The sequence below is a fragment of the Streptomyces sp. SD15 genome, assembly GCF_054462255.1.
Genome location: NZ_JBTLMO010000032.1, coordinates 92415 through 105143, shown reverse-complemented (window position 1 = coordinate 105143; position 12729 = coordinate 92415). Strand labels below are relative to the sequence as shown.

General features: G+C 69.9%; 11 protein-coding genes. 7 read left to right on the top strand and 4 right to left on the bottom strand.

Features of this window, described 5'->3' with window-relative positions:
* Nucleotides 1-110: 110 nt before the first annotated feature.
* A complete protein-coding gene (locus ACX28W_RS28225; RefSeq protein WP_459002438.1) occupies nucleotides 111-965 on the bottom strand; it encodes a GNAT family N-acetyltransferase in 855 nt (284 codons plus the stop codon).
* 222 nt (nucleotides 966-1187) lie between these two features.
* Here ACX28W_RS28225 and ACX28W_RS28220 point away from each other — a divergent pair, with 222 nt between their 5' ends.
* Nucleotides 1188-1727 (top strand): GNAT family N-acetyltransferase, encoded by a 540-nt coding sequence (locus ACX28W_RS28220; protein WP_459002436.1) that lies wholly within the window; start codon nucleotides 1188-1190, stop codon nucleotides 1725-1727.
* Nucleotides 1728-1815: 88 nt separating this feature from the next.
* On the opposite strand, the gene ACX28W_RS28215 is transcribed toward ACX28W_RS28220, so the two are convergent.
* A complete protein-coding gene (locus ACX28W_RS28215; RefSeq protein WP_459002434.1) occupies nucleotides 1816-2490 on the bottom strand; it encodes a chaplin in 675 nt (224 codons plus the stop codon).
* A gap of 300 nt (nucleotides 2491-2790) precedes the next feature.
* On the opposite strand from ACX28W_RS28215, the gene ACX28W_RS28210 reads away from it, so the two are divergent.
* A complete protein-coding gene (locus ACX28W_RS28210) occupies nucleotides 2791-4356 on the top strand; it encodes an alpha/beta hydrolase (RefSeq protein ID WP_459002432.1) in 1566 nt (521 codons plus the stop codon).
* 153 nt (nucleotides 4357-4509) lie between these two features.
* A complete protein-coding gene (locus ACX28W_RS28205; RefSeq protein WP_459002431.1) occupies nucleotides 4510-5016 on the top strand; it encodes a DUF4232 domain-containing protein in 507 nt (168 codons plus the stop codon).
* A gap of 6 nt (nucleotides 5017-5022) precedes the next feature.
* On the opposite strand, the gene ACX28W_RS28200 is transcribed toward ACX28W_RS28205, so the two are convergent.
* Nucleotides 5023-6285 (bottom strand): arginine deiminase, encoded by a 1263-nt coding sequence (locus ACX28W_RS28200; protein ID WP_459002429.1) that lies wholly within the window; start codon nucleotides 6283-6285, stop codon nucleotides 5023-5025.
* A 28-nt stretch (nucleotides 6286-6313) separates the two neighbouring features.
* Nucleotides 6314-7750: a basic amino acid/polyamine antiporter gene (locus ACX28W_RS28195; protein ID WP_459002427.1), complete on the bottom strand. Its 1437-nt coding sequence runs from the start codon at nucleotides 7748-7750 to the stop codon at nucleotides 6314-6316.
* 103 nt (nucleotides 7751-7853) lie between these two features.
* On the opposite strand from ACX28W_RS28195, the gene ACX28W_RS28190 reads away from it, so the two are divergent.
* The 4 genes from ACX28W_RS28190 (at nucleotide 7854) to ACX28W_RS28175 (ending at nucleotide 12658) form a co-directional block, all read left to right on the top strand.
* A complete protein-coding gene (locus ACX28W_RS28190) occupies nucleotides 7854-8951 on the top strand; it encodes a baeRF3 domain-containing protein (RefSeq protein WP_459002425.1) in 1098 nt (365 codons plus the stop codon).
* An 85-nt stretch (nucleotides 8952-9036) separates the two neighbouring features.
* Nucleotides 9037-10062, top strand: a complete 1026-nt coding sequence (locus tag ACX28W_RS28185) for a Gfo/Idh/MocA family protein (protein WP_459002423.1) — start codon at nucleotides 9037-9039, stop codon at nucleotides 10060-10062.
* Between the two features lie 113 nt (nucleotides 10063-10175).
* Entirely contained in the window at nucleotides 10176-10856 is a 681-nt protein-coding gene (locus ACX28W_RS28180) for a TetR/AcrR family transcriptional regulator (protein ID WP_459002422.1), read from the top strand.
* Nucleotides 10857-11155: 299 nt separating this feature from the next.
* Nucleotides 11156-12658 carry a PP2C family protein-serine/threonine phosphatase gene (locus ACX28W_RS28175; RefSeq protein ID WP_459002420.1) on the top strand — a complete coding sequence of 501 codons (1503 nt, stop codon included), beginning with the start codon at nucleotides 11156-11158 and terminating at the stop codon, nucleotides 12656-12658.
* The last annotated feature ends 71 nt before the right edge of the window (nucleotides 12659-12729 follow it).

The window sequence follows — 12729 nt, the reverse complement described above, 5'->3', positions numbered from 1 at the left end:
CCCATCGCGTCGACGCCCTCCTCCGCCTTGCAGCTCGACGCACCAGACCCCGCTCACCTGCGCCGACAAGGCACCGCTGCTTCCCTCCGACCTGATCCGCCGGACAGGCCCTAGCCGAGTTCGAGCGTGGTGACTCCGTAGACGCGCTCTCCGGCGAACGGCCTGACCGGTCCGGTGTACATGCGGGCCGTCTCGAAGGAGGGCGCGAGGCCGAACTCCTCGGCCAGGGCGATGCCCGCCGCGTTCGTCTCGGGGATGTCGACGGCGACCTCACTCCCGGGGGCACCCACGGCCAGCCCCACGAGGAGGGCGCGGGCGTCCTCGGCGGTGTCGGCGAACAGCGGTCCGATGCGCGGGCAGTCGAGGGCGGGCCGGATCACGGCGTAGCCGGTGAGCCGTCCGTCGGTGACGCGGACGAAGGCCCGATGGCCCGGCCCGGTGAGCCACCGCTCCAGGAAGCGGGGGCGGTCGGCCGGGTAGCAGGCGCTGTCGTACGCCGCGATGGACGCGAAGTCGGCCGCTTCGGCGGGCCGGACTCCCCCGGGCATCCGCGTCGCCGGTACGGTTCCGGTGAACCGGACGGTGCGGTGGGCGAGTTCGAAGCCGGAACGGCGGTAGTTGTCCTGTTGCGCGACCACTCCGTCAAGGCCGACGGTCCGGCCGCCGGCGTGGGCGAGGCCCGTCTTCCACGTGGTGAGGCCGTAGCCGCGGCCGCGCAGATCCGGTCGTACGAGATAGAAGCCCAGGAAGGCGTAGTCCGCACCGTAGTTGACGACCGAGACGGCCGAGACCGGCTCCGCGTCCATCCTGCCGATGAAGAAACCCTCGGGATCTTGGGCGAAGAAGCTCTGGGCGTCGGCCTGCCCCGGATTCCACCCCTCGGCCGCCGCCCATCCGCCGACCACCGACCAGTCGTCGAGCGAGGCCTGGGTGACGACGAGGGCCTCGGGACCTGGAGAGGTCATCTGAGTGCTCCATTCGCTGGGTGTGGGGGTGCGCGGTTCGCTCGCTGTGCGGGTGCACGGTGATCGGCCGCGCCCGCAGCATTTTTGCCGATCTCCGCCGGGATTTCAGCGGCCGTCACTCGACCGGGTGGTGGAGTCGGCAGGGCTGATCCGCGCTCGGCCGACCATCAACTGGCCCGTGTCACCGCACTGTTGTCCGTATCCGTCCTAGGCTTGCCCTCCATGAGCGTCGATCAAGTGACTCTGCGCCCGGTGGCCGAGGACGACCTGTCGGTCCTGGAGCTGTTTCTGACGGATCCCGAGGCCGCCGCGTCCTTCCAGTGGTTCGGCTGGTGGGACACCGGGCGCTGGCGGCGCCAGTGGGCACAGAACCGCATGCTCGGGGACGACGCGGGCCAGCTGATGGTGGTACGCGGTGACGAGCGGCTGGGTTTCGTGGCCTGGCGGAAGATCGCGTCCACCCGGACCACGTACTACTGGAACATGGGCATCACCCTGCTGCCGGAGGCACGCGGCAAGGGTGTGGGCACGGAAGCCCAGCGGCAATTGGTCCACTACCTGTTCGCGCACACACTCGTGATGCGGATCGAGGCGGACACCGAGGTGGAGAACATCGCCGAGCAACGCGCCCTGGAGAAGGCCGGGTTCACGCGCGAGGGCGTGCTCCGCCGTGTGGCGTTCCGAAATGGTCGGTGGCGCGACTGCGTGCGCTACAGCATTCTGCGCGACGATGTCTTCCCGACCGCCGACATGCATCGTTGACGCAGGCCGGTCAGTCTCACCGACGCGACGACGAGGCCCCACCGGTGACCGACCCGGTGGGGCCTTCCGTCTTCGGTGGACCGTCCGGTCAGCGGACCACGGCGGGCCGGAACCGCCGGTACAGGACGGCCCCGCCCAGGAGCAGCGCCGCGCTCGCGGCGATCGCGGGCACCGTCTGGTCCGTACCCGTGTGGGCGAGGGACGCGGCGGGCGCGGGCGACGGGGTGTGCTGGGGCGTCCTGGGAAGCGCGGCCGCGCCGGGCGGCGTGGGCGGCTTCGGGGTGGGCTCGGCCGGGTGGTCGGGGCGGTCGCCGGAGGTGTTCGTGGACTCGTTGCCGACGGCCGCGTTGCCGAGGCCGACCACGGTCACGGCGTTGCCGCTGACGTTCACCGGGACGTGGACCGGGAGTTGCAGGCCGTTGCCGGAGAGCACACCGGGAGAATCCTTTCCGCCGCTGTTCGCGACGGCACCGCCGTCCGTCCCGCTCCGGCCTCGGCCACCGCTGCGCGGGCTTTCGCCGTCGCTCTCGTTGGCACAGCTGTTGCCCACCGCGGGGTTGAGGAGCCCCACCACGTTCGCGGTGTTCCCGCACACGTTCACGGGAACGTGCACCGGGAGCTGGATGGTGTTGCCGGAGATCATCCCGGGCGAACCCGCCGTGCCGCCGTCCGCCGTGGAGTCGGCGTGCGCCGGCATCGTCACGGCCAGCGCGCCCGAGGCGGCGGCCGCGGCGATCAAACCATTTCGGGCAACCCGTTTCATAGGTTCCCTGCCTTCCAGACATGGTCGCGAGCACTCGCCCGCACCGGGTAAAACGCCGAGAGAGCCATTCGAGTTATGGCTTATCGGGCTTTCACCCCATCGAGCGTCACGCTTATCGAACTACCGGAAGGATCGATGTCGTACTACCGAGAGAGCCTTTGTGTGGCACCCAGAGTAAAGGGCACGCAGAGTAAGGCTCGACGGCCCGGACCACTCACCGAGAGGCGTGCCCCCGGACATCCGATTATCGTGATTGAGGGGGTATTCCCGGCCCGCCGCCGGGCGTCCCGGGAGGCATGCATGGTGTCCGTGCACCAACGCTTCGCGTTCGTCGGAGCCTCCGTCGCGACATTGGCCCTGCTCGCGGCGGGAGTGCCATCGATGGCGACCGCCGCCGCCGACCCGGACCTGTCCCGCTTCTACCGCCAGGAGATCAAGTGGGCCGCCTGCGAGGGCGAGGGAATGCCCAAGGATCTGCGGTGCGGGAAGGTGACCGTCCCGCTGGACTACGCGAACCCGGGTGGCGGGACGCTCGACATCGCGCTGGCCCGCTACCGCGCGACGGGCAGCTCGCAGGGTTCCGTCCTGCTGAACTTCGGCGGCCCCGGCGGCCCGGGTATCTCTACACTCGCCGCCGCCGGCGCCCACTTCATGGGTCTCACCAAGGGCTACGACGTGGTGACCTTCGACCCCCGTGGCGTCGGCCGGTCCTCACCCGTCAGCTGCGGCCAGGGCACCGACGAGGCGTCCGACACGACGGACCCCACCGTCGACGTCGGCGACCCCCAGGCTGTCCTCAAGGCGTTGGGGAAGGAGGCCGCCGAGTGCGCCAAGCACTCCGGCCCCGTCCTGCCCCACATAGGCACGGTCAACACCTCGCGGGACATGGACGTCATACGCCACGCCCTCGGCGACAAGAAGCTCAACTATCTCGGCTTCTCGTACGGGGCGCGCCTGGGCGCGGTGTACGCCTCCCAGTTCCCGAAGAAGACGGGCCGGATGGTGCTCGACGGCGTGGACACGCTCACCGAGCCGCTGTCCGAGCGGGCCCTGGTGGGCGCCGAGGGGCAGCAGGCCGCCCTGGAGAACTTCCTCAACTGGTGCACCGAGGACATGGCCTGCCCGTTCGGGCAGGATCCGCGCCGCGCCAGGCAGGAGGTCGTCCAGCTCGTCGATTCGGTGGAGCAGTACCCGGTGCCGATGGACACCGGTCAGAAGTTCACGGGCCTGGACCTCGTCGCCGCCATCAGCCAGGCGCTGTACACCGAGGAGCTGTGGCCCACCCTCGAACGGGCCCTCGCCTCACTCCTCCAGGACGGCGACGCCCGCGGGCTCCTTCAGCTGACGGGCACGGGCGCACTGCCCGACCTACGGCGGACGGAGACCGTGGGGGACGGTGGGCTCGTGGACCCGGCGGACATCCCGATCGACAACCTTCCCGCCGCGCTGATGGCGATCAACTGCGCCGACGACCCGGACCGGCCCACCGCCGCCCAGGTCACCAAGGAGATGGACGAGCTGAGCGCCGTCTACGAGAAGGCGTCGCCGATCTTCGGCCCGTACCGGCTCACCCAGGTGCTGATGTGCTACGGCCGCCCCAAGGGCACCGACTACATCCGTGACAAGGTGCGCGACCTCAGCGCCCCCAAGATGCTCCTCGTCGGCACCCGCGGCGACCCCGCGACCCCGTACCGCTGGACCGTGGAGACCGCCGAGCGGCTCGGCTCGTCGGCGGTCGTGCTCGACAACAAGGGCGAGGGACACACCGGGTACGCGACCTCCAAGTGCGTGCACCAGAAGGTCGACGACTTCCTGCTGTACGGCTCCCTGCCGGACAATGGCAGCTCCTGCGGCCCGGAGGACTGAGCGGATTCGCCCGGACGCACGTCACAGAACAGACGCGGGGCGGTAACACCGACAAGTCGGATACAACCCCATGTGCGCCTCGACCGTCACACTGGGTAGGCGCCGCCCTATGCACGTCGACCCGTTCGTGACCGAAACAGGGGGAACCCACCGATGCGCTTCCGATCCGTCCTCGCCCTCTCGACCGCCGCCACCGCGCTGCTCCTCGCCGTGCCCCAGAGCGGCTCGGCCGCGGCGCGGCCCGCCAAGTGCGCGGAGAGGTCCGTCATCGTGCGGGCTCAGCAGTCGCACGACCCCACGGTGGTGCACATCAGCGTCACCAACGAATCCACCCGGACGTGCACCGTCGACCGCATCCCCACCGTCACCTTCGGTGACCTCGACGGCGCGGCCCTGCCGGTGCCGACCGGTGACAGCGGGCCGTACCGGATGGGTGCGGGCAGGACGGCGTACGCGGCCGTGCGCACGATCGCCGATCCGGCCGACCCCGAGGCCCGTCGGGTGGGGTCGATCACCGTCTCCGCGGACCCGTCGCGCTTCGGTCGCTCGTTCACCGCGCGCGAGCTGGGTGCCGGTGACGCCGTTCTCGTGTGGGAGCCGGTCACGACGTGGTGGAAGCCCTCGCAGGCCGCCGCCGACAGGGCCCTCGGCGGCCGGTAGACAACGTCAGAACTCCACGGGGTCGCGCACGATCGGGCACGTCATGCAGTGCCCGCCACCCCGTCCCCGCCCGAGTTCGGCGCCGACGATGGTGATGACCTCGACGCCGGCCTTCCGCAGCAGCGTGTTGGTCTGGGTGTTGCGGTCGTAGGTGAACACGACGCCCGGTTCCAGGGCGACCGCGTTGTTGCCGCTGTCCCATTGCTGCCGCTCCGAGGCGTACACGTCGCCGCCGGTCTCAACGACGCGCAGCTCGGACAGCCCGAGGGCTTTGGCGACGACCTCGGTGAAGGGGCGCGCGCCCTCGTCGGTGAGTTCGATGCCGGGGGCCTTGTCGCTCGGCCGGAGGGAGAAGGTGTGGACCGCGTCCATGATGGTCGGGTACAGCGTGACCATGTCGCGGTCGGCGAAGGTGAACACCGTGTCGAGGTGCATCGCGGAACGCAGCTTCGGCATACCGGCGACGATGACGTGCTCGGCCGCGCCGCTCGCGAAGAGCGCGGCCGCGACCTGGGTGATGGCCTGCCGCGAGGTGCGCTCGCTCATGCCCATGAGTACGACGCCGGCTCCGACCGGCATGATGTCGCCGCCCTCGAACGTGGCTTGCCCCCAGTCGAGTTCGGGGTCGCCCCACCACACGGTCGAGCCCGTGAAGTCCGGGTGGAAGGTGTAGATCGCCTTCATCAGCAGCGTCTCGTCGTGCCGGGCGGGCCAGTACAGCGGGTTGAGGGTGACACCGCCGTACAGCCAGCAGGTCGTGTCACGGGTGTAGAGGGTGTTGGGCAGCGGCGGCATCAGATATTCGCGTACGCCGGTCGACTCACGGGCCAGCGCGAGGTAGTCGGGGCGGAAGTCGTCCGGGAGATCGGCGGTGGCCAGACCGCCGATCAGATACTGGGCGAGCCTGGTCGGTTCAAGTGACTCCAGGAAGGCCCGGGTGTCGTCGACAAGCCCGAGTCCGACCTCGTTCGGGGTGATCTTCCGGTCCAGGAGCCAGTCCCTGGCCACGGGCAGCGCCATGGTCCGGGCGAGCAGGTCGTGCAACTCCATGACGTCGACGCCGCGTTCGCGCAGCTTGTTCACGAAGTCGGCGTGGTCGCGCTGGGCGTTCTCCACCCACATCACGTCGTCGAAGAGCAGGTCGTCGGAGTTGGTGGGGGTGAGCCGGCGGTGCGCCAGGCCGGGCGCGCAGACCAGCACCTTGCGCAGCCTGCCGACCTCGGAGTGGACGCCGTACGCCGGGCGGTTCGTGGTGTCTTGACTGGTCACGGTGTGCCTTTCTCCAAAGCCGAACAGGTCAGAGGCTGATCCAACCCAGCGCCAGGGCGACGATCCCCACGGCCGCGCCGGCGACCGAAACGGCGAGCACGACGAGTTCACGGGGTGAGAACAGCCGTCTGCCCTGCTCCCGACGGGCCATCACGAACAGGACCGTGGCGGGCGCGTAGATGATGAAGGAGACGAGGAGGTACTTCAGTCCGGCCGCGTAGAGGAGGAACGCGGTGTAGACGGTGGCGAGCAGAGCGATGACGAGGTCTCTGCCACGGTCCACTCCGGCGATCTTCACGGCGAACGCCGCCGCCAGCAGGAACGGGATCAGGGTCAGCGCGCTGGTCAGGTCGAGCGCGAAGTTGAAGGCGTCGTCGGAGAACAGCGTGACGACCAGCACGACCTGGGTCAGCAGCGTGGTCATCAGCAGGGCGGCCACAGGCACATCGGCGGGGGTGGAGCGGCCCAGGAAGCGGGGCATGTCCTCGTCCTTGGCGGCGACGAAGAGCACCTCGGCGGCCATCAGGGTCCAGGCGAGATAGGCGCCGAGCACCGAGACGATCAGGCCGACGCTGACGAAGACCTGACCCCAGTTGCCGACCGCGTGCTCCAGGACTCCGGCCATCGAGGGCTGCCGCAGCTCGGCGATCTCGCCCATCGGCATGATCCCGTACGAGACGATGGTGACCGAGGCGAAGACGGCGAAGACGCTCAGAAAGCCGAGGACGGTCGCGCGGCCGACGTCCTCGCGGCGCTTGGCGTGCCGCGAGTACACGCTCGCGCCCTCCACCCCGAGGAACACGAAGACCGTGGCCAGCATGGTGCCCTTGACCTGCTGGAAGAGCGAACCGGCGTAGTCGGCGCCGCCGAAGTTCTCGGCGAAGACCTGGGGATCCAGGTAGAAGAGCGCCAGGACGACGAAGACGAGGATCGGCACGACCTTGGCCACGGTGACGATCCGGTTGATGGCCGCGGCCTCCTTCACCCCGCGGCGGATGACGAAGAAGAACGCCCACAGGCCGACCGAGGAGAGCACCAGCGCGAGCACGGTGTCGCCCTCGCCCAGCGCCGGTGCGACAGCTCCGACGGTCGACATGATGAGCACCCAGTACGTCACGTTGCCGACGCAGGCGCTGGCCCAGTAGCCGAACGCCGCGAAGAAGCCCAGGTACTCACCGAAGCCTGCCTTGGCGTACGCGTACACGCCCGCGTCGAGGTCGGGCCGGCGGATCGCCAGCCGCTGGAAGACGAAGGCGAGCATCAGCATGCCGGTGCCGGCCACGGCCCAGGCGATCAGCGCCCCTGCCACGCCCGTCTCCTGGGCGAAGCGGCTGGGCAGAGAGAAGACACCTGCCCCGACCATCGAACCGACGACCATCGTCGTGAGCGTCAGCAGGGTCAGTTTGGCGGCGGGTACCCGGGGGCCGGTGTCCGCTTGCGGCAGAGGCTTCTCGGACTGCGTCATGGGCGTCCTACGGCGGGGTCGGGAGCATGCCTGGCGATCCCAGCGACACTAGCAATCAATTGCCCCAAATGCCCGAAATGCAAATCAGTCCTATGGTGCAGTTATGGAGCACGCTCTCAGTCCCGCAACCCTTTCCGAGCTGCGTCGGCCGCGGCCCTATCCCGCAGTTTCCGTGCTGACGCCGACGCACCGCCGCGAGCCCGACAACGCCCAGGATCCGGTCCGGCTGCGCAATGTCGTGGCCGAGGCCAAGAAGCAGATCGAAACCGATCCTGCGGTCACCCGCGAGCGGCGCACCGACCTCGTCCGGCAGCTCGATCTGGCGCTGGCGGAGGTCGACCTGTCGCACGCCGAGGACGGCCTGGCGATCTTCGCCGCGCCCGGTGAGCACCAGGTGTGGTCGCTGGCCCGCGCCGTGCCCGAACGCGTGGTGCTGTCGGACACCTTCCTGACCCGTAATCTCGTCGCCGCGCAGGTCTCGGAGCGGCCCTTCTGGGTGCTCTCGGTGTCGGCCGACCGGGTGACGCTGTGGAACGGCGGCGCCGGCCATGTCGTCGAGGACCACTCGGGCGGCTTTCCGCTGACCCGAGGCGTCGAGAACTTCGACGCCGAGCGCCAGGAGCGCATCGGCGATCTGCCGAGCACCTTCCGCGACGAGGGCACCCGCCGCTTCCTGCGCGACGCCGACACCGCCATGAGCGCCGTCCTGCGCGAGAGCCCTCGGCCGCTGTACATCACCGGTGAGACCGCCGCGCTCTCCTGCCTGGACGAGATCGGCACGGTCGCCAAGGACGCGACGCACATCCCGCACGGCGGCCTCGCGAACGGCACTCCCGACGCCGTATGGCAGGCGGTACGTCCCGTCGTCACCACCGAGGAGACGAAGAACACCGACGCGGTCGCCCGCGAGCTCGAAACGGCCCGTGGACGCAAATCGTTCGCCGCCGGAGTCGACGAGGTGTGGCAGAACGCCTCCCAGGGCCGGATCCGGCTGCTGGCAGTGGAGGAGAACTACCGCGAGACGGTACGCGACGACGGCGGCGACCATCTCGTCCCGGCCGAGAGCGGTGACCTGGACGCCCGCGAGGACATCGTCGACGAGATCGTCGAACAGTGTCTGGAGACCGGTGCCGAGGTCCGCTTCGTCCCCGACGGAAGTCTCGGCGACGCGAAAGGCATCGCCGGGGTGCTGCGCTACTGATCTCGCCGCCCCTCCCCCGGCATTCTCCGCCCGACCCTCACCTGGGTAGCTTTCGGCCGAGAGCTTTCGGTCGAGAGGTGGGCGCATGAGTGAGCTGTTGGGTGTGGCGGTCCTGGGCGCGGGCCACATGGGGGCCGACCACATACGGCGGATCGATCGGGCGGTGAGCGGCGCTCGGGTCGCGGCGGTGGCCGATCCCGACATCGGCCGCGCCAAGGAGGCCGTGGCCGGGATCGACGGCGTCACGGTGCACACGGAGATGACGGCCGCGCTCGACGCACCCGGCGTGCGGGCCGTGCTGATCGCCTCCCCCGGGCCCGCGCACGAGGAGGCGCTGCTCGCGGCCTTCGAGCGCGGCCTGCCGGTCCTGTGCGAGAAGCCGATGGTTCCGGAATCCGCCGGGGCACTGCGGGTGGTGGAAGCCGAGGCGCGGCTCGGGCGGCGACTGGTGCAGGTCGGCTTCATGCGCCGTTACGACGCCGAGTACCAGCGGCTCAAGTCCCTGCTGGACAGCGGCCGGTTGGGCCGTCCGCTGATGCTCCACTGCACGCACCGCAATGTCTCCTCCCCGCCCGACTTCACCACGGCGATGCTGGTCAACAGCTCCGTCTCGCACGAGATCGACGCGGCGCGCTGGCTGCTGAACCAGGAGCTCACGGCGGTCACCGTGCTGCGCCCGCAATCGTCCTCGCACGCCCCGCAGGGCCTCGTCGATCCCCAATTCGTGCTGTTCGAGACCGCGGACGGCGCCCTGGTCGACGTCGAGGTCTTCGTCAACTCCGGCTTCGGCTACCAGGTGCGGTGCGAGGCGGTCTGTGAGTCGGGGAGCGCCCGGATCGGGGACGAGCACACGATGGTCGTGACGGCGGCGGGCAGTGCGTCCGAGGTGGTGGCGCAGGACTACCTCGTACGATTCGCCGACGCCTACGACCGCGAGGTGCAGGCATGGGTGGACGCCACCCGGGAGGGCCGGGTCACCGGGCCCAGCGCCTGGGACGGATACGCGGCGTCCGCCGTCGCCGAGGCGGGGGTCCGGGCGCAGCGGACGGACGGCCGGGTGGCCGTCGAACTCGCCCCGCGTCCGGAGTTGTACCGGGACATCAGCCGCTGACGCTCGACGCGTACGCGAACCCGCGGGGTGTCCGCCGCCGTCCCTTCACTAGGCATTCTCGCGTTCGTGATAGGCTCTAACTGAGCTTGCCCAGCGGACGAAGAGGCGATGACATGACCCCAAAGAGCCGAACGGGACCGGGCCCGCGCGATCGGTTCCGAGCGCAGGTACGGCAGGAGGTCAAGGCCGCCGCCCTCCGGCAGCTGGCCGAGGGCGGCCCGGAGGCCCTGTCCCTCAACGCCATCGCCAAGCAGCTGGGCATGACCGGCCCCGCGCTCTACCGCTACTTCGCCAACCGGGACAGCCTGCTGACCGAGCTGGTCATCGACGCCTACGGGGACCTCGCGGCCGCCCTCGCCCGCGCGGCCGGCGACACCAAGGGGCACGCGGCGGCACGCCTGGCCGCGGTCGTGCGGGCCTACCGCGACTGGGCACGGACCGAGCCGCACCGCTACCGACTGCTGTTCCGGGCACCGCTGGCGGGCTACGACGCACAGTCCACGAGCCTGGTCGACGCCTCCCAGCCGGCCATGAACGTCGTACTGACCGTGGCGAGCGCCCTCGCGGCGTCGGACACGGCGCTCCCGGAGGGCCCTCGACCCCAGTTCGGGGAGTGGATGAAGCGGCACGCCATCGAAGGCGTGTCGGCGGCGGTCGCGGCACGGACGACCATGCTGTGGGCCCATCTGCACGGTCTGGTAAGCCTGGAGATCGAGGGCAACTTCACCTCCATGGGCATCGATCCCACCCTCTTCTATGAAGAGGAGGTACGAGATTTTGTCCAGTCGTTCTGACACCGGGCGGGCGATCCACAGGCGCCCCGCACATACGCCCGTCGAACACACGAGTCAACGCGGGGTGCGGCTACCTCCACAGCCCGACAAGTCGCGTATGTTTTCTACGACTTGACCACTTCACCCATGTACCGAATCGATCCCGGTCGGCCCGGCCGAGTGGACTCAGGCATATGCCAGAAGCACCACCGGATCGTGTGTTGCCAAATCCCTTACAGGGCGTCGCAGGCTGTGCAACAGTCGTAACGGTCCTTCCGCCAGCCTGCCTTGGTCGTACCGTCCCCGCATCGGAGTGCGTCATGCCGTCCCATCTCTCTGCGGATCGCCCAGCCGCCCAGCCGCCCCCGCGCGGCACGGTCGACGCGCTCATTTCGCAGACGCGGCAGCTCCGCGGCGAGGTGGACGCCGTACGACGCGACGCGCCCCTCGACGGCACGGATCCCCAGGGGCGCTGGCAGCGCGCTCTGTGCGACCTGGCGATGCATCAACTCGACGACCTCGACGAGCACTTGGGCCAGCTGCGGGACGGACCGCCGGCGGTGCCCGGCAAACCAGCCGGCGTACCCGCCGCCCGAGCCGTGCCGGCCGCGCCCCGGCGCGCTTCACTGCTCAGCCGGGTCGGCAGTGCCGAGTGGAACCTGCTGACGGACGAGGCCAGTTGGTCCGGTGAGCTGTACCAGATCCTGGGCCGCGACCCCGCCGCTCCCCCACTCACCCTCGACGAACTGCCCTCGCTGGTACTCGACGAGGACCGGCCGACGCTGACGGCGATGGTCACGGACTGCCTCATCGACGCGAAGCCCATCGACGGAGAGTTCCGCATAGTGTGCCCCGACGGCGGTGTGCGGACCGTGCACATGATGGGCGAGCCGGTGCTCGACGCCGACGGCAGCACCGCCTCGATGTGGGCCGTGCTGCGCGACGTCAGCGAACTGCGGCGCAGCCAGCGGACGGTGAGTGAGAGCCATGACTCGCTGCAACACCACCGCCATCTCGCGCAGACCGAGCGCCGACTCGCGGTCGAGTTGCAGGAGGCCGTGCTCCCACCCTGGCGCGGTTCCCTGCGATTCCCGCAGCGGGGCCCCGACACCCTGGACATCGCCACCCACTATCTGCCCTCGTCGACCACCTCACTGATCGGCGGGGACTGGTACGACGCGATGGAACTGCCCAATGGGGAAACCCTGTTGAGCGTCGGCGACCTCACCGGACACGGCGTCACCGTGGCCTCGGGCATGGCGATGCTGCTCGGCGCCCTGCGCGGCATGGCCGTCGCGGGCACCCAGCCGGGCCAACTCATGTCTTGGCTGAACCAGTTGCTCGACGCTGCCGTACAACCGGCCCTGGGCAGCGCCGTCTGCTGCCGCTACCGGCCGGGGACCCGCACCCTCACCTGGGCGCAGGCAGGGCACCCCGCCCCGCTGCTGTTCCGCAACGGGACGGGGCGCATGCTGGCGGCGCCGGACGGCGTGCTGCTCGGAGCGACCTCGGGTGCCGCCTATGGGCAGGCCGAAGAAACCCTTGAAGACGGCGACCTGTTGCTCCTGCACACGGACGGACTGATCCCGCGGCGATGGGGGTCCCCCCGCTCATGGGGGTCCCCCCGCTCGAGCGAAGCCGAGAGTGGGGGAGAAGCCGAGAGTGGGGGAGAAGCGGCGGCCGTCCAGAGGCTGCTCGACCTGGCCCCGCGCTTTCGCGGAGCCCGCACGGCCCAGGACTGCGTACGGACGGTTGTTGAGGAATTCGGCGAGACCGAGCGCGAGGACGACGCCTGCGTGCTCATCGCCAGGGTCGACACCTGACCCCTGGAGTTGCTGTCACATGCCGCCCGCAGATGCTGTCACGGGTGGCCCCTGAAGATTGCTGTCACGGG